Origin of the sequence: Hymenobacter miniatus, assembly GCF_016427455.1 — a bacterium.
Lineage (GTDB): Bacteria > Bacteroidota > Bacteroidia > Cytophagales > Hymenobacteraceae > Hymenobacter > Hymenobacter armeniacus.
Genome location: NZ_JAELXR010000021.1, coordinates 41,594 through 62,138, shown reverse-complemented (window position 1 = coordinate 62,138; position 20,545 = coordinate 41,594). Strand labels below are relative to the sequence as shown.

The 20,545-nt window shown below is 61.2% G+C and carries 21 protein-coding genes; 10 read left to right on the top strand and 11 right to left on the bottom strand.

Annotated features, from left to right (window positions below):
• From JAO73_RS22150 to JAO73_RS22140, 3 genes are all read left to right on the top strand, one after another.
• A partial coding sequence (locus JAO73_RS22150; protein WP_198979520.1) for a pyruvate dehydrogenase complex dihydrolipoamide acetyltransferase occupies positions 1–1,393 on the top strand: 1,393 nt, incomplete at its 5' end.
• A gap of 111 nt (positions 1,394–1,504) precedes the next feature.
• A complete protein-coding gene (gene hslV / locus JAO73_RS22145) occupies positions 1,505–2,044 on the top strand; it encodes an ATP-dependent protease subunit HslV (protein ID WP_190921878.1) in 540 nt (179 codons plus the stop codon).
• Between the two features lie 175 nt (positions 2,045–2,219).
• Positions 2,220–3,191 (top strand): deoxyhypusine synthase family protein, encoded by a 972-nt coding sequence (locus tag JAO73_RS22140; protein ID WP_198979519.1) that lies wholly within the window; start codon positions 2,220–2,222, stop codon positions 3,189–3,191.
• Positions 3,192–3,292: 101 nt separating this feature from the next.
• Here JAO73_RS22140 and JAO73_RS22135 read toward each other — a convergent pair whose 3' ends face one another.
• From JAO73_RS22135 to JAO73_RS22125, 3 genes are all read right to left on the bottom strand, one after another.
• Positions 3,293–3,673 carry a PH domain-containing protein gene (locus JAO73_RS22135; protein ID WP_198979518.1) on the bottom strand — a complete coding sequence of 127 codons (381 nt, stop codon included), beginning with the start codon at positions 3,671–3,673 and terminating at the stop codon, positions 3,293–3,295.
• 228 nt (positions 3,674–3,901) lie between these two features.
• Positions 3,902–4,831 carry a DUF3667 domain-containing protein gene (locus JAO73_RS22130; RefSeq protein ID WP_198979517.1) on the bottom strand — a complete coding sequence of 310 codons (930 nt, stop codon included), beginning with the start codon at positions 4,829–4,831 and terminating at the stop codon, positions 3,902–3,904.
• A gap of 189 nt (positions 4,832–5,020) precedes the next feature.
• Positions 5,021–6,385, bottom strand: a complete 1,365-nt coding sequence (locus JAO73_RS22125; protein WP_198979516.1) for an OmpA family protein — start codon at positions 6,383–6,385, stop codon at positions 5,021–5,023.
• Positions 6,386–6,605: 220 nt separating this feature from the next.
• Between JAO73_RS22125 and JAO73_RS22120 the strand changes: the two genes are divergently transcribed.
• Positions 6,606–7,034: a helix-turn-helix domain-containing protein gene (locus tag JAO73_RS22120; protein ID WP_198979515.1), complete on the top strand. Its 429-nt coding sequence runs from the start codon at positions 6,606–6,608 to the stop codon at positions 7,032–7,034.
• A gap of 76 nt (positions 7,035–7,110) precedes the next feature.
• Positions 7,111–7,872 carry an SDR family oxidoreductase gene (locus JAO73_RS22115; RefSeq protein WP_198979514.1) on the top strand — a complete coding sequence of 254 codons (762 nt, stop codon included), beginning with the start codon at positions 7,111–7,113 and terminating at the stop codon, positions 7,870–7,872.
• 148 nt (positions 7,873–8,020) lie between these two features.
• Here JAO73_RS22115 and JAO73_RS22110 read toward each other — a convergent pair whose 3' ends face one another.
• From JAO73_RS22110 to JAO73_RS22095, 4 genes are all read right to left on the bottom strand, one after another.
• Positions 8,021–8,188 (bottom strand): hypothetical protein, encoded by a 168-nt coding sequence (locus tag JAO73_RS22110; protein WP_198979513.1) that lies wholly within the window; start codon positions 8,186–8,188, stop codon positions 8,021–8,023.
• A 91-nt stretch (positions 8,189–8,279) separates the two neighbouring features.
• The gene (locus JAO73_RS22105) at positions 8,280–8,738 is read right to left on the bottom strand and encodes a hypothetical protein (RefSeq protein ID WP_198979512.1); all 459 of its coding nucleotides are present in this window, start codon (positions 8,736–8,738) and stop codon (positions 8,280–8,282) included.
• A gap of 106 nt (positions 8,739–8,844) precedes the next feature.
• On the bottom strand, positions 8,845–9,069 hold the full coding sequence (locus JAO73_RS22100) for a hypothetical protein (protein WP_190921885.1): 225 nt from the start codon (positions 9,067–9,069) through the stop codon (positions 8,845–8,847).
• Positions 9,070–9,116: 47 nt separating this feature from the next.
• A complete protein-coding gene (locus tag JAO73_RS22095; RefSeq protein WP_233169355.1) occupies positions 9,117–10,073 on the bottom strand; it encodes a DUF58 domain-containing protein in 957 nt (318 codons plus the stop codon).
• Between the two features lie 153 nt (positions 10,074–10,226).
• Here JAO73_RS22095 and JAO73_RS22090 point away from each other — a divergent pair, with 153 nt between their 5' ends.
• The 3 genes from JAO73_RS22090 to JAO73_RS22080 all read left to right on the top strand — a co-directional run bounded on the left by JAO73_RS22090 (position 10,227) and on the right by JAO73_RS22080 (position 12,401).
• Positions 10,227–10,595, top strand: a complete 369-nt coding sequence (locus tag JAO73_RS22090) for a DUF3276 family protein (protein ID WP_190921887.1) — start codon at positions 10,227–10,229, stop codon at positions 10,593–10,595.
• Between the two features lie 166 nt (positions 10,596–10,761).
• The gene (gene ychF / locus JAO73_RS22085) at positions 10,762–11,862 is read left to right on the top strand and encodes a redox-regulated ATPase YchF (RefSeq protein ID WP_198979511.1); all 1,101 of its coding nucleotides are present in this window, start codon (positions 10,762–10,764) and stop codon (positions 11,860–11,862) included.
• Between the two features lie 89 nt (positions 11,863–11,951).
• Positions 11,952–12,401 (top strand): hypothetical protein, encoded by a 450-nt coding sequence (locus tag JAO73_RS22080; RefSeq protein WP_190921889.1) that lies wholly within the window; start codon positions 11,952–11,954, stop codon positions 12,399–12,401.
• A gap of 23 nt (positions 12,402–12,424) precedes the next feature.
• Here JAO73_RS22080 and JAO73_RS22075 read toward each other — a convergent pair whose 3' ends face one another.
• From JAO73_RS22075 to JAO73_RS22065, 3 genes are all read right to left on the bottom strand, one after another.
• A complete protein-coding gene (locus JAO73_RS22075) occupies positions 12,425–13,885 on the bottom strand; it encodes a M48 family metalloprotease (RefSeq protein WP_198979510.1) in 1,461 nt (486 codons plus the stop codon).
• 116 nt (positions 13,886–14,001) lie between these two features.
• On the bottom strand, positions 14,002–15,465 hold the full coding sequence (locus JAO73_RS22070) for a M48 family metalloprotease (protein WP_190921891.1): 1,464 nt from the start codon (positions 15,463–15,465) through the stop codon (positions 14,002–14,004).
• 107 nt (positions 15,466–15,572) lie between these two features.
• Complete coding sequence (locus tag JAO73_RS22065; RefSeq protein ID WP_198979509.1) at positions 15,573–16,913, bottom strand: type IX secretion system plug protein; 1,341 nt, start codon at positions 16,911–16,913, stop codon at positions 15,573–15,575.
• Positions 16,914–17,072: 159 nt separating this feature from the next.
• On the opposite strand from JAO73_RS22065, the gene JAO73_RS22060 reads away from it, so the two are divergent.
• Positions 17,073–17,963: an SRPBCC family protein gene (locus JAO73_RS22060; protein ID WP_198979508.1), complete on the top strand. Its 891-nt coding sequence runs from the start codon at positions 17,073–17,075 to the stop codon at positions 17,961–17,963.
• Positions 17,964–18,013: 50 nt separating this feature from the next.
• Positions 18,014–18,451 (top strand): hypothetical protein, encoded by a 438-nt coding sequence (locus JAO73_RS22055; RefSeq protein ID WP_198979507.1) that lies wholly within the window; start codon positions 18,014–18,016, stop codon positions 18,449–18,451.
• A 127-nt stretch (positions 18,452–18,578) separates the two neighbouring features.
• On the opposite strand, the gene abc-f is transcribed toward JAO73_RS22055, so the two are convergent.
• The gene (abc-f, locus tag JAO73_RS22050; protein WP_190921894.1) at positions 18,579–20,489 is read right to left on the bottom strand and encodes a ribosomal protection-like ABC-F family protein; all 1,911 of its coding nucleotides are present in this window, start codon (positions 20,487–20,489) and stop codon (positions 18,579–18,581) included.
• Positions 20,490–20,545: the final 56 nt, after the last annotated feature.

Genomic DNA, 20,545 nt, shown 5'->3' with positions numbered 1-20,545 from the left:
GCCCAAGGCCGAAGCCCCGGCGGCTCCTGCGCCGGCCCCGGTAGCCCCGGCGCCAGCGGCCGCGCCCGCCGCCCCGGCCAATGGCAAAAAGGCCACCGTGGTGCGCATGCCCAAAATGAGCGACACGATGACCGAAGGCACCATTGCCGCCTGGCTAAAAAACGTGGGCGACAAAGTGAAATCGGGCGACGTGCTGGCTGAAGTCGAAACCGACAAAGCCACCATGGAGCTGGAAAACTACGAAGACGGCACCCTGCTCTACACCGGCCCCAAAGCCGGCGAAGCCGTGGCCGTGGACGGCATTCTGGCCATCATTGGCGAAGAAGGCGCCGACATTCAGGCCCTGCTGGGCGGCCAGAGCGGCGGTGCCGCCCCGGCTGCACCGGCCGCCGAAGCCCCCGCACCCGCCGAAGCGGCTGCTCCGGCCCCGGCGGCTGCCCCCGCCGCCCCGGCCCAGCCAGCCGCGGCCGCGCCGTCGGCCAATGGCGGCCGCATCCTGGCTTCGCCGCTGGCCAAGAGCATCGCCAAAGAAAAAGGCATCAACCTTGCCCAGGTAGTGGGCTCGGGCGACAACGGCCGCATCGTGCAGCGCGACGTGGAGAATTTCCAGCCCGGTGCGGCTCCGGCCGCGGCCCCCGCTCCGGCCGCCGCCCCGCAAGCTGCCACGCCCGCCGCTGCGCCGGCCCCGGCGCCCAGCTCCCCGGCATCGACCGATACGTACACCGACACGCCCGTGTCGCAGATGCGCAAGGTAATTGCCAAGCGTCTGTCCGAGAGCCTGTTCACGGCCCCGCATTTCTATCTCACGATGGAAATCAACATGGACAAGGCCATGGAAGCCCGCGTGAAGCTCAACGAACTGTCGCCGGTGAAGCTAAGCTTCAACGACCTGGTGCTGAAATCGGCGGCCATTGCGTTGCGTTCGCACCCCGCGGTGAACTCTTCGTGGCTGGGCGACAAAATCCGCCAGAACAAGGTCATCAACATCGGCGTGGCCGTGGCCGTGGACGAAGGCCTGCTGGTGCCCGTGATTCGCAACGCCGACCAAAAAGGCCTGGCTACCATCGCCAACGAGGTGAAAGAGCTGGCCGGCAAAGCCAAGAGCAAGAAGCTGCAGCCGGCCGAGTGGGAGGGCAGCACCTTCACCATCTCGAACCTGGGCATGTTCGGCATCGACGAATTCACGGCCATCATCAACCCGCCGGATGCCTGCATCCTGGCCGTGGGCGGCATCAAGCAAACCGCCATTGTGAAAGACGGCGCGCTGGCCATCGGCAACATCATGAAAGTGACGCTGAGCTGCGACCACCGCGTGGTGGACGGCGCCACCGGCGCGGCCTTCCTCCAGACGCTGAAAAGCCTGCTGGAAGACCCCATGCGCTTGATGATTTGATTTTTTGGTTGTCAGTTGCTAGTTGTCAGTTGTCAGGTCATCGTAAGCTGGCCCGGCAACTGACTTCTGCTTTTACCAACAACTGACAACCAGCAACTGACAACTAACCTTATGACCAGAATTCGCTCCACCACCGTCCTCGGCATCCGCCACAACGGTGAAATTGCCGTGGGGGCCGACGGCCAAGCCACCATGGACAAGCACGTGGCCAAAAACAACGTGCGCAAAATCCGCAAGCTGGGCGAGGGCAAAGTCGTGACCGGTTTTGCCGGTTCCACGGCCGATGCCTTTATGCTGCTCGACCGCTTCGAGGAGAAGCTGACCAGCTACGGCGGCAACCTCAAGCGCGCCGCCATTGAGCTGGCCAAGGACTGGCGCAAAGACCAGTACCTGCGCAAGCTGGAAGCCATGATGGTGGTGGCCGACAAGGACGAGCTGCTCATCGTGAGTGGCACCGGCGACGTGCTGGAGCCCGACTCCGACGTGGCCGCCATCGGCAGCGGCGCGATGTATGCGCAGGCTGCCGCTTTGGCACTCAAGAAGCACGCCCCGCACCTCTCGGCCCGGCAGATGGTGGAAGAAGGCCTGCACATCGCGGCCGACATCTGCATCTACACCAATCATAACTTGATGATTGAGTCGCCGAGCTAGGCAAGCCGTATGAACAACCCGAACGTCATGCCGAGCGTAGCCGAGGCATCTCGCGTGCCGAAATAATCATGTTGATTGCAACGGGAGCGAGCAAGATGCCACGCTTGCTGCTTGATGCGCTGAATGCTCGGCATGACGTTCAACCCCATTTCGAAAACAACCCAATTCCCTCGCAATGCACATTACCAACTTCATCCGCCACCATTTCCGCCACTTCAACGCTGCTGCCCTCGTGGACGCGGCCGATGGCTACAACAAGCACCTCGCCGATGGCGGCAAGATGATGATAACCCTGGCCGGCGCCATGAGCACCGCCGAAATGGGCATCCAGCTGGCCGAACTCATTCGGCAGGACAAGGTGCAGATTATCAGCTGTACCGGCGCCAACCTCGAAGAAGACATCTTCAACCTTGTCGCCCACGACTTCTACGAGCGGGTGCCGCACTACCGCGACCTCACCGCCGCCGACGAGCACGAGCTGCTGAAGCGCCACATGAACCGCGTAACCGATACCTGCATCCCGGAAGAGGAGGCCATGCGCCGCATCGAGCACACCGTGCTCAAGCACTGGGAAAAGGCCGACCAAGCCGGCGAGAGCTATTTCCCGCACGAATTCTTCTACCAGATTCTGAAGTCGGGCGACCTGGAGCAATACTACCAGATTGACCCCAAAAACTCCTGGATGCTGGCTGCGGCCGAGAAAAACCTGCCCATCATCTGCCCCGGCTGGGAAGACTCCACGCTCGGCAACATCTACGCCGGCCACGTGATTTCAGGCGACATCAAGAACGTGCACACCATGAAGACGGGCATCCAGTACATGATGTACCTGGCCGACTGGTACACCAACACCGCCACCGAGGAAAGCAAAGTGGGCTTCTTCCAGATTGGCGGCGGCATTGCCGGCGACTTCCCCATCTGCGTGGTGCCCATGCTGCACCAGGATTTGCAGCGCCACGACGTGCCGCTGTGGGGCTATTTCTGCCAGATTTCGGACTCCACCACCAGCTACGGCAGCTACTCCGGCGCCGTACCCAACGAGAAAATCACCTGGGGCAAGCTGGGCGAGAAAACCCCAAAATTCATCATCGAATCGGACGCGACCATCGTAGCGCCGCTGGTGTTTGCCATCGTGCTGGGGCAGTAAGCCCTGGTTTAGGCATGCAGAAAAGGGCCTTTCCGGAGCGGGAAGGCCCTTTTTGTTTGTGTGGTTTACAGTGAGTTGAGCTTGTGCCCTGCGCAGTTCGGTTAGCCAAGTACGTGTTGGGCCAGCACGCGCTGCACGTCGTAAATGTTGACCTGGCTGTTGAATTTGCGCGTGATGCTGGGCAAGGTTTCGCTCGATACCCAGATTTTCAGCTCGGCATCCAGGTCGAGGTGGCCGGCGGTTTCGATGCTGAACCGGGAAATGCTTTTGTATGCCACCGAGAGGTACTCGGCTTTCTTGCCCGTCACGCCCTGCTTGTCCACCATAATTAGGCGCTTGTTGGTGAAGATGAACACGTCGCGCACCAGCTTAAAGCCAATTTCGATGGTTTCGCCGTTGGCCAGCAGCTGCCCGTATTCGTTGGTCAGGTCGGTGGGCTGAACGGTGCCTGCGTTTTCAAGAAGTCCAGAAAAGAAACCCATGAATGTGAGGAGTGAAGAAGTGGATGAATGGCGGCAAAGGAAGCGAATCCAACATGTTTTCCTGCTTGGGGGTGCCGTGCTGACGGGCCAGGGCGGCGCAGGCTTCCAGGTCGACGAGGTGGTTGGTCGGAAGATTAGGGCGGCGAAGGAAGGATTTTGTTTTGAGAAGCAATAAAAAGCCCGTCGCTGAGGCAGCGGCGGGCTTTGGGATTCGATGGCGGGAAGGGGCTAGTGCGTGGCGGCCGTGCGCGGCGTCTTGGCGGGCCGCAGGTCCGGCCGCTCGTGCAGTACCTGCACCGTGAGGACGGCGATGCACACCACCGCCGCTGCCAGCAGCACCCCGAGCTGCAGCAGCGAGATGCCCAGCGCCCGGCCGTAGCGCCGTGCCGCGGTGAAGGCGGGGGCGGCTAGCAGCAGCTGCGCGTTCACCCAAAACGTGTATACCAGCGTCGGGATAAGAACCAGCTGCGAAGCCAGCCCCAGGAGCGCCCGGTTGCCAGCCAGCAGCGCGGGCAGCATCACGGCCAGGTTGATGACGGTGAGGGTCCCCCCCACGAAGCAATTGGCCAGCAGCACCTCGGCGTAGTTGTAGCCGGCCCGTCGCAGCAGCCACCACGCCACTAGGCTGTTGAGCGGCATGAGCACCAACTGCATCAGGTAGGGATGCTTCACGGTGATGGAAAGGTAGCGGTCCATTACCACCGACATGAGCTCTTGCGGATGAGCGCCCGCTGCGGTGGGCTGCGCGGCCATCATGGCGTGTTGCAGGTCGGTCTGAAAGGCCGACATGACCAGCGCCGACAGCCCTACCAGTAGCAGCAGGTAGCTCACCGGCCGGAACTGCCGGGTACGCTGCCCGGCCAAATACCCCCGGATGGTGAGGCCGGGGCGGGTCAGCAATTGATAAAACGTGTACACCAGCCCCTTGTCGACGTGCCAGATGGAGTGGGGCAAGTCATGAAACAGCAGGTGTTTCAGGGTGATGCGGTGCGTGGCGGCAGCCTGTCCGCAGTGGGCGCAAAATCGGTCGGTGAGGGCCGTGCCGCAATCGAGGCAGTTCGTGGGGTGGGCGTGGCCGGCGGGTAGAGTGGGCGGGGCGGCTTCGGTGGCCGCCACGGCTACCCAGGTAGCCGTGACAGGAGCGGAAGTAAGTTCCATTTTTGCAGGTGGTAAGGCATTGAACTTTGCCAAATTAAGGTAAAAATCTTGCTCAGTCAACGGCATGCTGGCCTGTGAGTCGGCTCAGTGAGTAGGGCAGAGGCTCAAGCTGTCCGGCTAAATTGGATTACCACCAAAAAAGCCCGCCGCTGACATCAGCGACGGGCTTTTTTGATGGGCTAAAGAGCATTACTTTTTCGTGACTCGCACATCGACGCGCCGGTTTTGGGCACGGCCCTCGGGCGTGTCGTTCGACGCAATGGGGTGCTCCTGGCCGTAGCCTTCGGCAGCTACGCGGCCAGCGTCGATGCCGGCGTCCATCACGGCCTTGCGGGCGGCGTTGGCGCGGTCGGCGCTCAGGGTCAGGTTCATGTCGGCCTTGCCTTTATTGTCGGTATAGCCGCCGAACTTAATGGCCGCGTTCGGAAAGGCCTTGAGGATGGCGGCCACGTTTTTCAGCTGGGCCTGCGACTCGGCGGTGAGCGTCGACTTGCCGGTGTTGAAGTACACGCGGTCGAGGCTCATCCAACCCTGGGTTTTGTCGTCGCTCACGGTCTGGTTGGCGTCGTTGAGGAAGTTGAACAGCCGCGATTCAAGCGAGTTGCTGCCCACGTTGAGGACGGTGCCGTCGGGTAGTTTCACGTCGGTGTTGGCGCCCGTGTCGTAGATGTAGTTGCCGCTGGCTTCGTCGTAGCGACCGGTGGGGGCGGCGGGTGCCACGGCCGTGGTCGTGGTGGCCGTCGTGTCCGTTACCGTTTCGGTTGTGGGGGGCGGGGTGGTTTCGGACTCTTTGTTGCAACCGCGCATGAGGAAAAACAGGGCCGCCAGCACTGCCAGTGCCAGCAACAGCCAGGGCCAGCGGCTGGGCGAAGTTGCCACGGCTTCTACGTCGCGCGCCGTGTCGCGCGCGGCGTGGCCGGTGCGGTCGGCCGCGGCCGAAACGGTGCTGCCAAACGTGTTGGCTGCCGCGCCAGCGGCATTGCCCAGACCCAGGCCCGAAACGACGGCACCCAGCCCGCCCGGCAGGCTACCCAAAGCCCCCATAATGCTGCTGCGTTGGCTGCCCAGGTAGCTGCTGAAGCCGTTGGCATCGAGGTTGTTGTCGGCGGCGTGCTTGCCCAGCAGGCCCAGCACCACGGGCACGGCCATGCTCAGCAGGCTGCTGGTGGTGGAGGTGCGCACCCCGGCCTGCTGGCTCACGCCTTCCACGGCCGTGGTGTAGTGGCTGCCAAACACCGAGCGCAGCATTTCAACGCCCTTGTTGAGCAGGCTGCCGTCGCTGGCCGGAGCGGCGCTGTTGCTGCTCAGGCCGCCCAGCAGGCTGCTCAGGTTGCCCAAAATGCCGCTGCTGTGTGCCTGGTTGGCCAAGCCAAATAGTTCGGCCGCGCCGCCCGGCTGCTGAGAGCGCGCAAACAACCCGCCGAGTGCCAGTGGCACCACGCTGCGCAGCGCCGTGCCGATGCTGCTTTCGCTTTCGCCCAGCGCAGTGCTGGTCTGGCGCACGGTGTCGCCACCGAAATAGTTTTGAACGAGGTCAATCAGGGGCTGATTCATAGTATTAAAGGAAGAAAGTGAGAAAAACAATTGCTCCTACGGCTTTCTTCCTATTTAGTCTGAATTATATAGCCATACTACAGCGACGGGCTTACGGGAAGTTCTTGCTGGGGCGCGTCAGGAGCTGGTTTTAGTCGGCGACGTGGATGTAAGCTCGGCGCCTCCTCAAAACCCTTGCTACCCAAACCAGTTTAATGTTGTCTGACTAATTTTCTGGCCCATGCCCACCCCCGTCCCCAAAAAACTGCTTGCCCGGCAGCACGAAATCACCGCCGAATTCCGGCGTGCAATGGACCGGCACTTGGCCGACATCGTGGCCGGCCGCGCCACCGAAATGTTCGAAGTGCGCGACCTGGCCGGCGTGCTCTGCATTCATCCCACGCACCTGAGCAATACCATCAAGCTGGCCACGGGCCATCCGCCGTGCTACTTTTTCGAGGCGCGGCTGATGGAAATTGCCCGGGAAATGCTGCACGACCCGCGCCGCTCGGTGGCCGATATTGCCGCCAACCTCACCTACGACCCGTCAAACTTCACCAAGTTCTTCAAGCGCTTTCAGGGCTGCACGCCCAAGCAGTACCGCGAGCAGGCGTGGGCCGCCCAGCGCGCGGCGCTGGCTGAAGTAGAAGCGGAAACCATCACCCTATAAACTGAACTACTCACCATGTTTCTGGCCGGTGCGCCCCGGACCTTTGCTTCATCATTCACCCCAACTTCCTGAACTGATGAGCACAACCAACATCGCCCTTGTCACCGGCGGCAGCCGTGGCCTGGGCAAAAGCATGGCCCTGCACCTGGCCCAAAAGGGCATCGACGTTCTCCTGACCTACCACACCCAGCGGGCCGAAGCCGAAAGCGTGGTGGCCGAAATCACTGCCCTGGGCCAACGCGCGGCCGCTTTGCAACTCGACGCCTCGCGGGTGCCCGGTTTCGCTGCCTTTTTTGCGCAGGTCAGCCGCACGCTGGCAGAAACCTTCGGCACCGATAAGTTCGATTTCCTTATCAACAACGCCGGCACTGGCCTCTACGCGCCCTTTGCCGAAACCACCGAGGCGCAGTTCGACGAGGCCATGAACATTCACTTCAAGGGGCCTTTTTTTCTCACGCAGCAGGCGCTGCCACTGCTGCGCGACGGCGGCCGCATCATCAACATTTCGTCGGGGCTCACGCGCATCACCAATCCCAATTCCTCGGCCTACGCCAGCATGAAAGGCGCCATGGAGGTGCTGACCCGCTACCAGGCCAAAGAGCTGGGGGCCCGGGGCATCGCCGTCAACATTGTGGCGCCCGGGGCCATTGCCACCGACTTCGGCGGCGGCCGGGTGCGCGACAACCAGGAACTGCAAAACCACATTGTCTCGCTCACGGCGCTGGGCCGGGTGGGGCTGCCCGACGACATCGGCCCGGTGGTGGCTTTCCTCTGCACCGACGCCGCCCGCTGGATAACCGCCCAGCGCCTGGAAGCGTCGGGCGGGCAGGCCATTTAGCCGGTCCGTCGTTGGCCTCGCCGTGGCTTTCGCCTGGCGGCGAAGGCTGGCAACCAAGAACCGGCCCAGCAGCAAAAAGCCCTCCTGCGTTGGCGCGGGGGGGCTTTTTTGCTCTAAGGTCCATGGCGGAGGACAGCAGAACGGGCAACTAGCCCATTTTGCGGTGGCGGTAGGAGTCGACCTGCTGCCGCAGCACGGCCAGCAGGCTGCCGAAGCGTTGCTGGGCTTCCTTTTTGTTTTCGAGCCGTTGCAGGCGCGTGTTTATCAAATCGGAAAAGTCCTCTACGGTGTAGGTGCGTTTCGGCGCGGTAGGCACGGGGCGTGGGTCAATAGATTGCCGGGCAAAATAGCGGAAAAGCTGCGTTTGCGGCGCAGCCCTTCAAACTTAGCAGGTAAAACCCGAAAACCTAGAAACGAAACAGCGGCCGTTCCGGATTCCAGATGCCCCACGGAATCATAAGCAGGACCAGCAGCAGGGCCACGCCGAAGTAGAGCAGGGCTTTGCGATGCTTCTGGGTGCTGTCGGCGGTTTTCTTGACGGCAATGCGCCCCACCTGGGCCACGATGGCGGCCAGAATCATCACGGCCACGTGCTCCATGCCGAAAAAGCGTTTGGTGGGGTCCTGCATCGCCCCGGCCTCCTTCATGGCCTTCAGGCCCCAAGGGCTTAGGCCGAAGTACAGCCCCAGGCCAATGAGGACCTGCAGCCACATGAAGCCCGAAAAAGCGGCGCTCATGCCGTTGTCGGCGCTCACGAACGGCCGGCGGCCCGAGTAGCCCACGAAAGCGCGGTACACGGCGATGAGGCCGAAAATGACCACGAACCAGCGCGACCAGGAGTGCAGAGAGAGAAGGATTTGGTACATAAAGGGAGAAGAAGGGTGAACAATACAGGCACAGCGCCGCCGCGAAAGTAGCGCCGGCAGCGGCCGTTTGCCTCCATTGGTGCCCGCAGGGCTGCCACTGCCCGGCTCAGGCCGCCGGTGGCCGCTGGCGCGCCGAAGCTTCCTGCTTTTCCTCGGCGGCCCGCTCGCGCATGGCCACAAACAGCGCCACAAACACCGAGAAAAACGGCACCACCATCCCAAACGCAAACCAGCGCCAGAACGAGCGGCCGTAGTTGTAGGCGATGTACCCGGTGATGGGCGCAAACACCAGCAGCGAAACCGCGAAAACGAGAACGAAGCGAAGAAACACAGCTCAGGGTTGAATACGGAGTGCAAGCCCGGGGCCCGCCAGAATGTTTAGCGCACCTTGCCGCGCTTCACCAGGTAGGCGTAGAGCACTTTCTCAAACGGCTCGCGCACGTCGACGGGCACGAAATCGATGCGCAGCTGCCCGCAGCGCTGGGCCAGCTCCTGCTCGTAGGCCGTCATGACGGCCCGGTACTGTTCCCGCACCTGCGAGGGCTGCAGCTTGATTTCCTGACCAGTTTCCACGTCTTCAAAGATGTAGGGCCGCTCGGCGAAGTCGAAGTCGGCCTCGGTGGCGCGGTCCAGCACGTGGAAAAGCAGCACTTCGTGGTGCTGGTGCTTGAGGTGCTGCAAAGCCGCCAGGGCCGCTTCCTGCTCGGCCGCGCCGCGCCCCAGCATGTCGCTGAACAGGATGACCAAAGAGCGTTTCGGAATCTGCTGGGCAATGGCGTGCACGGTGCCGGCCACGTCGGTGCCGCGCCGGGTGGCCGGCACGGGCGGGCGCTCCAGCAACTGTTGCAGGGCCAGCAGCAGGGTGTGGCGGTGGGTGCTGGTGGAGCGCACCGGCGTCTGGAGCTCCACGGTGTCGGCGAAGGTGACCAGGCCCACGGCGTCGCGCTGGCGCGTGAGCAGGGTGGTGAGAGCCGCCGCGGCCAGGATGCTGAATTTCAGCTTGTCGTGGCCCGGCGCGGGGTAGTACATGCTGGGGCTCACGTCGAGCAGCAGGTGGGCGCGCAGGTTGGTTTCCTCTTCGTAGCGCTTCACGAAGAGCTTGTCGGTGCGGGCAAAAACTTTCCAGTCGATGTGGCGCGTGCTTTCGCCGGGGTTGTAGAGGCGGTGCTCCGAAAACTCCACCGAAAAGCCGTGGTAGGGCGACTGGTGCAGGCCGGTAATGAACCCGTCGACCAGCTGGCGGGCCAGAAATTCGATGTTTTCGAAGGAGCGGATGGCGGCGAGGTCGATGGGCATGGGGTGGCAGGTGGGGGAGTGGGCCGTAAAGAACGTCATGCTTCGCTGTGCGCTGCACGGCGTTCCGTTGTACCGTTCCTGACAGCAACACCCGGCGCGCCCCGGCCGTTTATCTTTACCGCACAATTCGTAAGTTGGCCGTCACAATCAACCATCGACGCTATTTCCCACCCATACCCCCAACCCATCCCTGTGGACGACCGTCACGACCAGGAAGAAATTTATTCCCAACGCATTAAAGCCGGCAAGCGCACGTATTTCTTCGACGTGAAAGCCACCCGCGGCCAGGACTACTACCTGACCATCACCGAAAGCAAGCGCCGCCAGCACGGCGACGACTCGGTGAGCTACGAAAAGCACAAAATATTCCTCTACAAGGAAGATTTCCTCAAGTTTGTGGACGCCCTGCAGGACGCCGTCGACTACGTGCGCGAAGAATTGCTGACCCCCGAAGAGGTAGCCGAGCTCGACCGCCCGCGCGACTACGACGACCGGGACCAGCCCCGCCGCGATTTCGACCGCCCCGCCTTCGACCCCAACCGCAGCGACGACAGCTTCTAAATGGGTGATTAACGGGTAGTGGTTACCGGTTAATCTCTCTACCTTTTTTCAACGGCGCGAATGGATGAACGTCCGTTCGCGCCGTTTTGCTGTAGCAGCGTGCCGTACCTTTGCGGCCGAATGGGCTAATTCCTCATTCTTAATTCTTCATTATTAATTCGAAGCAATGGGCCTCCGCTGCGGTATCGTCGGCTTGCCAAACGTCGGCAAATCGACTCTTTTCAACGCTCTTTCTAACGCCAAGGCCGAATCGGCCAACTACCCGTTCTGCACCATCGAGCCCAACGTGGGCGTCATCACCGTGCCGGATGAGCGCCTGCAAATCCTCGAAGCGCTGGTGAACCCCAAGCGCGTGCTGCCCACCATCATCGAGTTTGTCGACATCGCCGGCCTCGTGAAGGGCGCCAGCAAGGGCGAGGGCCTGGGCAATAAATTCCTGGCCAACATCCGCGAAGTCGACGCCATCATCCACGTGGTGCGCTGCTTCGACGACCCCAACATCGTGCACGTAGCCGGCGGCGTCGACCCGGTGTTCGACAAAGACGTCATCGACACCGAACTGCAGCTCAAGGACCTGGAGAGCGTGGAGAAGAAGCTCCAAAAGTCGGAGCGCAGCGCCAAGGCCGGCGACGCCGTGGCCAAGAAGGAAGTGGTGTCGCTGCAGAAATTCAAAGCCGCCCTCGAAGCCGGCCAGAACGCCCGCGCCGTGGCCGCTTCCGAAGACGACTTGGCCGCCATTGCCGACCTGCAGCTGCTCACCATTAAGCCCGTGATTTACGTGGCCAACGTGGACGAAGCCAGCATTGCCAGCAACGGCAACAAGCACGTGGACGCCCTGCGCGAGCACGTGAAAGCCGAAGGCGCCCAGGTGGTGCTGGTGTCGGCCGCCATCGAAGCGCAGATTGCCGAGATGGAAGACCCCGAGGAAAAAGCCATGTTCCTGGGCGAATACGGCCTCACCGAGTCGGGCCTGAACAAGCTCATCCGGGCCAGCTACGAGCTGCTGAACCTGATTACCTACTTCACTGCCGGCGTGCAGGAAGTACGGGCCTGGACCATCCACCGCGGCGACAAAGCGCCCGCCGCGGCCGGCGTCATCCACTCCGATTTCGAGAAGGGCTTCATCCGCGCCGAGGTTATCAAGCTACCCGATTACCAGGAATACAAAACCGAAGTAAAAATCAAAGAAGCCGGCAAAATGGCTGTGGAAGGCAAAGACTACGTGGTGCAGGACGGCGACATCATGCACTTCCGGTTTAACGTGTAGGTTGCGCAAGAAGGATTTTATTCTGACGGCGTGCATAATTTAAACGCCCCAACCGGTATTCGGTTGGGGCGTTTTTATGTGTTCAGCGAATGGGATTTAATATCAGCGTATGCGGCGGAGTTGATTCGGGTTGCGAAGGCAGTGATGTTTTCATCAATAGGTCTTACTACAATTTCGTCGCCAGCTACGACCTGTTTGAGGAAGAATCTGTGCTTGTAAAAGCAGGTGAATACGCTGGTTTGGACCTACATCCGCTAACCAACGTGGCTTACCTTGATGGTTTTGAGGAAGGCGACGAAGCAGAAGTTGAGCAAGACGTAGACAAACTGCTCACCCTTGTCAACGCATTCATAGCTAAGGTGAAGAGTGAACCAAGCATGATTGATAAAATCAATTATAAAGCCAAGGCCTTCCAATACAGCATGTGGAAGGACTATTTCCATTCCGGAGGGATATTGGAAGACCTTGAAGCCCTTTCACAAGCCTTAACCCACTACAAAAACGCAGGAGAAAGCAAAGTGTTTTTCGGGGTAGGCTAGTAGTGCTTGCCTGCCCCGAAAAATTATTTCCCCGCCACTTTAAACAACGTCCCCTTCGGCAACTGGTCGGTCGTTTTCATACCGTTGAGAATGGCCATTTCCTCGTAACGCTTGCTGGGGATGCCGTTGGCGGCCAGGGCGGAGGCCAGGGTGGTGTTGCTGGCCGCGGCTTTGATGCGGATGTGCTCGGGCTGGCGGTTCAGCTTGCTGGCGTCGGTGAGGCGGGCGTAGCCCTGGGCGGCGCGCTGGAACTGCGGCGCGTAAGTACCAAAGCTGGAAGCCGCGGCCAGGCCCACGAAGGCATACACGGTTTGGCCGTCCTGAATGAGCTGGGCCAGTACGTGGGCCGGTGTGCTCTGCTGGTCCGAGGCGGCCTGGTCGCCTTCAATCACCATGGCGGGGAAGCCGTTGATGGTGGTTTTCTGGGCCTGGGCCGACTGCAGGCCGATGGACTTGGCCAGCGACTGCGCAGCGGCATCCAGCGTGCCGTTGCCGGCGCCGAGGAATACCAGCAGGGCTTTGCCGTTGGGCTCAGCCATCTGGAACTGCTGGGGCGAGTTCTGCGACTTCCAGCCCGAGGGGATGGGGAAGCGGAACTTCAGGTCGGGGTGGTAGAACACGCCGCCTTCCACGAAGCCCTGGCGCGGGTCTTCGCCGTAGTTCAGGCCCTCAATGGCTTTCAGGTACTGGTTGCGGTTCACGGCCAGGGCACGGCCGCCGGCCGCCTGCTTGGCCTGCGCGGCCAGGCCCTTCACGCGGGTGTAGCGGTCGGCCGAGTTGGGGTGGGTGCTCAGGAAGGTCGGGATGCTGCTGCCGCTCTGGGCCTCGGTGCGCGAGAGCGTTTGGAAGAAATCAGCCATGTGGCTGGCGTCGTAGCCAATTTTGGTGGAGTACTTCACGCCCAGGGCGTCGGACTCGTTCTCGTCGTCGCGGCCGTACTTGAGCATGCCCAGGCCCACCACCTGCTGGGCCACGCCGCCCACCGACTGCATCACGCGCGGCGCCAGCACCGAGCCCAGTATCATGCCGATGCCGGCAATGGTACTGCGCGTTTGCTGCTTTTTGCCGTGCTGGGCGGTGATGTGGCCCAACTCGTGGCCGAGCACGCCGGCGAACTGGGCTTCGTCGTTGAAATACGCCATGATGCCGCGCGTGAAATACACGTGGCCGTCGGGCGTGGCAAAGGCGTTGATGACCGGCGAGTCGACCACCGTGAAGCCGTAGTCGCCGGGGCGGTCCGAAATGGCCGTCATCTGCTTGCCTTTGGCGTCGATGAGGTTTTGCAGCGTGGCGCTGTTGTAGAGCCCAAACTGGGCAATGACGGCCGGGTCGGGCTTGGCGCCCTGCAGGGGCCGGGCGGCGGGGGTGCTGGGAGCAGCCGGCGTGCGCGCGGCCCAATCGGTGAGGCTCGAAGAGCTGGCCAGGGGCAGCAGCAGGGTCAGCAGCGCGCCGGTGCGCAGGCCGCGGAAAATGGGATTAGGCATGGGAAGAAAATTAACAAATGGAGCCGGCGCCAACGCGACAGCCGAGCTTGCAAACGCAACAACATATATAGAGTTGCGCAGGCGGCTTGGCCCACTCAATCCAATAGTGATGCCACTTATTTGCCCACCACTTTGATGAGGGAGCCGGCGTTCACCTGCTCGTTGAGCTGCATGCCGTTGAGAATGGCCAGCTCTTCGAGGCGTTTTTCGGTCATGCCGTTGGTGGTGAGGGCCTGGCGCAGGTTGCTGCGCAGCTTCAGCTTCACGATGCGGATGCGCTCGGGCTGGCGGTTGAGCTTGTCGGGGTCGGTGAGGCGCTGGAAGCCTTCGGCCACGCTGCTGAACTGCGGCGCATAGGCGGGGAAGTCGGCCGGGGCCGCCACGCCCAGCAGCGCATACAGGCTTTTGCCGTCCTGGATGATGTGGCCCAGCACGCGCACGCCGGCCACCTGCTGGCCGGTTTGCGGGTCCTGCTGCACCTGGTCGGCCACAAACACCAGGGCCGGGAAGCCGTTGATGGCGGTGCGGCGCGGGGCTTCGCTGGCTTGCAGGCTGAGCTGCTTGGCCACGGCCTGGGCGGCTTCCTCGGGGGTGGCGCCGGGGGCAGGCAGCAGGATGAGCAGGCCCTTGCCGGCCGGGTCGGCCATCTGAAACTGCGAGGGCGAGTTCTGCGACTTCCAGCCCGCCGGGATGGGGAAGCGAAATTTCAGCTCGGGGTGATAGAACACGCTGTTTTCGACGAAGCCCTGCTTGGGGTCTTCGCCGTACACCAGGCCGTCGATGAGGCGCAGGTACTGGTCGCGGTTCACGGCCAGCTTGGGGTTGCCGTTGGCCTGCTTCCATTGGTCGGCCAGCTGGTGCACGGTGTTGTACCGGTCTTCGGGGTTGGGGTGGGTGCTCAGGAAATCGGGGATGGCTTCGGCCTTCGACTGCTGCTGCTGGCGGGCCAGGGTCTGAAAGAAGTCGGCCATCTGGCTGGCGTCGTAGCCGATTTTGGACGAGTACTGGACGCCCAGCTCGTCGGACTGCCGCTCGTCGTCGCGCCCGAATTTTAGAAACAGCAGCTGCATGCCCTGCATGGCCTGCTCGCCAAACTGGGCCAGGCGCGGCGAGGCTATCATGGCGCCCATCAGGCCCACCTGGCCGATGATGGAATTGGTTTGCTGCTTGGCCGAGTGGCGGGCCGTGACGTGGCCGATTTCGTGGCCCAGCACCCCCGCAAACTGCGCTTCATTGTTGAAATGCGCCATGATGCCGCGCGTGAAGTACACGTAGCCGCCCGGGATGGCGAAGGCGTTGATGATGGGCGAGTCGACGACCCGAAACTGGTACTCGATGTTGGGGCGGTGCGACACGGCGCCCATTTTCTTGCCCTTCTCGTTGATGAAGGCCTGAATTTTTTTGTCGTCGTAGAGGCCCATCTGGGCCGTTACGGCGGGGTCCGACTGCTGGCCCATGGCCAGCTCCTGGCCTTCGGACACCAGCATGACTTCCTTTTTGCCCGTGACGGGATTGGTGGCGCAGCCGGCAACCCAGAGCAGGGCCGCCGCGCCCAGGGCGACAGGAAAACGTTGTTTCATGGGTGGGAATGCGTAAGGCGTGAGCGCAGCGGCCGGACAGCGCCTGTGGAAGGGCTGGCGGCGATAAGGGCTCAAACGCAGCCCACCCGGCGGGGTTATCCGGCGGCCTATTGCCGGCTGTTCATGCCCACGGTCTGGTAGCCGATGAGCAGGTCGGTGCGGGTGCCGGGCGGGCGGTAGTACACCAGCAGGTCGTACTGGTTTTCGGTTTGTTGGTGCGAGCCTTCGAAATACACTTCGTCGGGCGCCGCGCCGCGGGCGCCGGCCACGGCAAAATCGTAGTTGTAATACCCTTGTTTGAGCAGGGCGTGGCCGGTGTACAGCTGCTTGGCTTCGTCGTAAGTCAACCGGAATTCATCCTTGAGCTGCCAGTCGGTCATGGCCCCGAAGGCGTACACCGGGCCGGGCGCGGGCTGGTCGGCTTTCAGCTGGAAGGTCACGTCGAAGTAGTCGGCGTTGGTGGCGCCGTTGCCGTACTCGCGGCTCTCGAACACGCGCTGGCCGTTGGCGTCCTGGTACTGGTTGTAGGCCAGCTTCTGGCGCGAGGTTTCGGGTTGCAGCTCCACGGCGGTGGGGTTGGCGCGCGGGTCGACGTGCAGCACGCCCAGGCCCACGCTCTGCGCCGCGCGGGTGTCAAAGTACCGGTACTCACTCAGTCCCGGAAACGCATTTTCGAAGTTGAAATACTGGTATTCGAGCCGGCGCTCGGCGTCGCGCACGAAGGTGGGGCGCAGGTTGACCTTGGCGTTGTCCCAACGGAAGTTCTGACGCAGTATCACTTTCACTTCCGCCGCCGGGTTCACCAGGTCTACGCCGGCGTAGCCGATGGCGAAATCGAGCTGCTGCAGGGTGTAGCGCTCCTGTCCGCCCACCACGAAGCCGGGCTTCAGCCCCACCTGCACCTGGTTTTCGTACACCAGCAGCCGGCGCGACACCACCGGCGCGCCGCCGCTGTTCTGCACCACCAGCAGGTAGTTGCCGCTGATTTTGACGCCCGGCGCCCGCAGGCGGTAGTGGAAATACGGCACCTTGGTGCCCGTGCCCACCCGGTAGTCGGTGATGAGAAACTCGTTGATTTCGTTCAGGAACTGCATGTCGGTCAGCACCGAGGGCTGCCAGTCCACGTCGCAGTGAATGAGCTTGGCCGTGTAGCGCTGGCTTTGGCTGCCCAGCACGTCGAACTCCAGCACAATACCTTGGCTCTGGCCCAGCGGCACCACCGGCGGCTGAAACACCTCGTTGGGCTGGCCCGTGCCCACGTAGCACTGCACGCTGCGCACGTCGGGCGAGTAGGTGTAATCCGAGTAGCGCAGGGTTTTGTCGGCGTAGTATTCGGGGGGCTTGGCGGTGCCCGCACCCGCTCGTGCGGCGTTGGGGTCGGTGATGGGCGTGCCGAGCGGCACACAGGCAGTAGCGAGCAGGAGAGAAGCGAGGGGAAGGAAACGCATGAGGCGAAAGTACGCCTGCGGTGCTTTCTACTGGCCTAGGCGAGCTTGTCGCCCCTTACATTTGAATGAAATCCACTACATCATTCCGCCGTGAAGCCCTCCCGAACCCGAACCCTGCTCCTTGGGCTAACCGCGGGAGTACTCTATGCGTTTCTGGCCATGCTGATAGTATCAGCCAATCGGAAAGGTGTTTCGCTGACCTACATCTACGTACTGCCGCTGGTGCTGGGCGCCATTCCCGTGCTGTTTTCCACCCGCGAACAGCTGCAGGCTTACAAGGATTATCTGCTGTTGCCCTGGGGCATCGTGATGACCTTCTTTTTTCTGTGTTTTATCAACGGGTTCGAAGGCATGATATGCCTGGTCATCATCGTGGGGCCGTTTGTGCTCTTGGCCAGTTTCGGGGCGTTTATCAGTCGGCTGGCCAAGCTCCGCACCGAAGCCAACGGCACGAAACTCTACGTGTCGCTGCTCCTGCTGCCCTTGTTCACGCTTCTGGTAGAAAGCTTCAGCAAGCCCACAGACCGGTTTTATACCGTCGCGACGTCGGTGCGCATCAACGCCGGCCGGGCGCAGGTGTGGCCCGCCATCAAAAACGTGCGCCACATCAAGCCCGGCGAGATAGCGCCGCATTTCGTCCACCTCATCGGCGTGCCCAAGCCCCTCGACGGCCGGCTCGACCACGACGGCATCGGCGGCGTTCGGCGCATTACCTGGGAGAAGGGCATCCGGTTTCAGGAGCGCATCACGGCCTGGCACGACAGCACCGGCTTTGCCTACGACATCAACGTCGACCCGGCCTCCATTCCGCCCACCACCCTCGATGAGCACGTCATGATTGGCGGCGAATATTTCGACGTGGTGCGGGGCAGCTACCACATTGCGCCTGCCGGCCCCGGCCACTGCCGCGTCACCCTCAGTTGCACCTACCGCATCACCACCAACTTGCCCACCTACAGCCGCTGGTGGGCCGATTTCGTGCTTGATGATTTTAATTCGATGATATTGGAAGTCATCAAACGGCGCAGCGAACAACGAACAAACAGCTAACCTGTAATTATTGGCCCCAGCCTGCTATCAAATTTCCCCCCGCTACTCACATGCTACAAAAAGGACGCTGGATTGGCCAATACACCTTTAGTAATCAAGTTTACAACGAGATGCGTGGCTTCGAGCACACCGCATTTACCATCGATATTGACGACAGCAGCGGCAATAGTTTTGCTGGTCGGGTGCAGGATGATTTGACTACCGGCGGGACAGAAGGAATTGGTGAAATCATCGGTAAAGTCAACGGTGATGTCGTCGAATTTGTCAAGCAAATGCCCATCATGACGCTACTATTCAGCGACAGCGGGGAAAGCAGAACCTACAATAGAAAGCACAACAACATCTATTACTCGGGCAGGCTCTCGGAAAATGGAAAATCAATCAGCGGAAGCTGGAAATTCAAATTTTCAATCATCTGGATTGGCTTCATTCCCTATTTTTCAAAAGCAGTGGGCGGTACTTGGAACATGCAGTTGGTAGAAGAATAGATTAGCAGGTATGCAGTAATTGCTGATATGCTTTGCCGCAAATGCTTCGCCAATTCGGACCATAGAAAAAGCCTCTTCCGAAGCAGTCGCTTTAGAAGAGGCCTTTGAATTTTGGAGCAGTTTGGCATTACACTTCCGCCAGCATTTCCCACCGGTCGTTTAGCTGCGCCAGTTCCTTTTTCACCTGCTCAAATTTCACCGTCGCGTCTTTTAGCTGCGACGCGTTTTCGTAAATTTTAGGGTCGGCGAGCTGCTTTTCGTAGCCGGCCAATTCCTTTTCCAATACGTCGATTTTGGCTTCGACTTCGGCCAGTTCTTTCAGGGCTTTTTTCTGGTCGGGCGAAGAGGTTTTGGCGGGCGTGGCGTCGGCTTTTTTCTCCTCCTTGGGCTGGGGCTTGTTGGCCGAAGGCGAGGGCAGGCCGGCTTTCTTGGCGGCCTTCTCGCGGTCTTCCTGCCACTGCTCGTACTCCACGTAGGTGCCCGGGTACTCCTTCAGCTGGTAGTCTTCGATAAACCAGATTTTGGTGGCCACGTTTTCCACGAAGTACCGGTCGTGGCTGATGACAATGAACGTGCCCTCGTACTGCTCCAGGGCCTGAATCAGGATGTTGACCGACACCATATCCAAGTGGTTGGTCGGTTCGTCGAGCAGCAGGAAGTTGGCTTCCGAAATCAGGGTTTTGGCCAGGGCCACGCGGCTTTTCTCGCCGCCGCTCAGCACCTTGATTTTCTTGAAAACTTCTTCGCCCGTGAACAGGAAAGAGCCCAGCACTGAGCGCAGCTCCATGTCGTTGCGCTTCGACCCGGCCTCGCTCATCTCCTGCAAAATCTCGTTATCAAGCGTCAGGCTTTCCAGCTGGTGCTGGGCGTAGAACGACATAATCACGTTGTGGCCCAGTTGGTGCTTGCCCGCCGTGGGCGCCTCGGTGCCCGCCACCAGGCGCATGAGCGTGGATTTGCCCTTGCCGTTGGCCCCAATCAGCGCGATTTTGTCGCCGCGCTCGATGTGCACGTTGGTGTCGCGGAAAATCAGCTTCTGGTCGTACTTTTTCGTCACGTGCTCCATGCGGAGGATGTGGCGGCCGGGCTCGACTTTGAAGGTGAACTTCATGTTGATTTTGGCCGCGTCCTGGGCCACGTCCTCGATGCGCTCCAGCTTGTCCAAGGCCTTCACGCGGCTTTGGGCCTGCTTGGCCTTGCTGGCCTTGGCTTTGAAGCGCTCGATGAAGCGCTCGGCCTGCCGAATCTGGGCCTGCTGGTTCTCAAAAGCGCCCTTCTGAATGGCGTTGCGCTCCTCTTTCTCTTCGAGGTAGTAGCTGTAGTTGCCGGCGTAGGGCACCAGCTTGCCGCCCAGCACTTCCACGGTGGTGTTGGTGGTGCGGTCGAGGAAGGCGCGGTCGTGGCTCACGATGATGACGGCGCCCTCGTAGTCGGCCAGGTAGTTCTCAATCCACTTAATGGAGGGCAAGTCCAAGTGGTTGGTGGGTTCGTCGAGGAGCAGGAGGGAGGGCTGCTGGAGCAGAATCTTGGCCAGCATCACGCGCATACGCCAGCCGCCCGAAAAGCTTTTCAGCGGCTTCTGCAGGTCTTCGGTCGAGAAGCCCAGGCCTTCCAGAATTTCCTCGGCGCGGGCCTGCATGGTGTAGCCGCCCAGCGCCTCAAACCGCTCCTGCATGGTGGCCAGCTTGTCCACCAAATCGTCGGAATAATCGGTTTCGAACTGCACCAGAATTTCGTCAATCTTCTTCTGCAGCTCCAGCGCTTCCTCAAAGGCTTGCATGGCCACGTGCAGGATGCTCTCGTGCGTGTCGTAGCTCAGCAAGTCCTGGTTCAGGAAGCCCAGCGTCACGTCCTTGGCCATCGAAATCGAGCCGCCGTCGGCCTTGTATTCACCCACCAGCAGGCGCAGCAAGGTCGATTTGCCGGTGCCGTTGAGGCCAATGAGGCCGATTTTGTCTTTGGGCTTGATGTGCAGACTCGCGTTGTCGTAGAGCGTGCGGGAGCCAAAGTGGAAGTCGAGGTCGGAAATGGAAATCATGGGGTCGGGGGTATTCAGGGGCAAAGGTACGGAACCCCGGCCCGGCGTTTTTCGCT

Bases quoted from the DNA above. Each gene is read 5' to 3' on its own strand.
- hslV (WP_190921878.1), top strand. From the start codon at position 1,505: ATGACCAGAATTCGCTCCACCACCGTCCTCGGCATCCGCCACAACGGT.
- JAO73_RS22140 (WP_198979519.1), top strand. From the start codon at position 2,220: ATGCACATTACCAACTTCATCCGCCACCATTTCCGCCACTTCAACGCT.
- JAO73_RS22135 (WP_198979518.1), bottom strand. From the start codon at position 3,673: ATGGGTTTCTTTTCTGGACTTCTTGAAAACGCAGGCACCGTTCAGCCC.
- JAO73_RS22130 (WP_198979517.1), bottom strand. From the start codon at position 4,831: ATGGAACTTACTTCCGCTCCTGTCACGGCTACCTGGGTAGCCGTGGCG.
- JAO73_RS22125 (WP_198979516.1), bottom strand. From the start codon at position 6,385: ATGAATCAGCCCCTGATTGACCTCGTTCAAAACTATTTCGGTGGCGAC.
- JAO73_RS22120 (WP_198979515.1), top strand. From the start codon at position 6,606: ATGCCCACCCCCGTCCCCAAAAAACTGCTTGCCCGGCAGCACGAAATC.
- JAO73_RS22115 (WP_198979514.1), top strand. From the start codon at position 7,111: ATGAGCACAACCAACATCGCCCTTGTCACCGGCGGCAGCCGTGGCCTG.
- JAO73_RS22105 (WP_198979512.1), bottom strand. From the start codon at position 8,738: ATGTACCAAATCCTTCTCTCTCTGCACTCCTGGTCGCGCTGGTTCGTG.
- JAO73_RS22095 (WP_233169355.1), bottom strand. From the start codon at position 10,073: ATGACGTTCTTTACGGCCCACTCCCCCACCTGCCACCCCATGCCCATC.
- ychF (WP_198979511.1), top strand. From the start codon at position 10,762: ATGGGCCTCCGCTGCGGTATCGTCGGCTTGCCAAACGTCGGCAAATCG.
- JAO73_RS22080 (WP_190921889.1), top strand. From the start codon at position 11,952: ATGGGATTTAATATCAGCGTATGCGGCGGAGTTGATTCGGGTTGCGAA.
- JAO73_RS22075 (WP_198979510.1), bottom strand. From the start codon at position 13,885: ATGCCTAATCCCATTTTCCGCGGCCTGCGCACCGGCGCGCTGCTGACC.
- JAO73_RS22070 (WP_190921891.1), bottom strand. From the start codon at position 15,465: ATGAAACAACGTTTTCCTGTCGCCCTGGGCGCGGCGGCCCTGCTCTGG.
- JAO73_RS22065 (WP_198979509.1), bottom strand. From the start codon at position 16,913: ATGCGTTTCCTTCCCCTCGCTTCTCTCCTGCTCGCTACTGCCTGTGTG.
- JAO73_RS22060 (WP_198979508.1), top strand. From the start codon at position 17,073: ATGCTGATAGTATCAGCCAATCGGAAAGGTGTTTCGCTGACCTACATC.
- JAO73_RS22055 (WP_198979507.1), top strand. From the start codon at position 18,014: ATGCTACAAAAAGGACGCTGGATTGGCCAATACACCTTTAGTAATCAA.
- abc-f (WP_190921894.1), bottom strand. From the start codon at position 20,489: ATGATTTCCATTTCCGACCTCGACTTCCACTTTGGCTCCCGCACGCTC.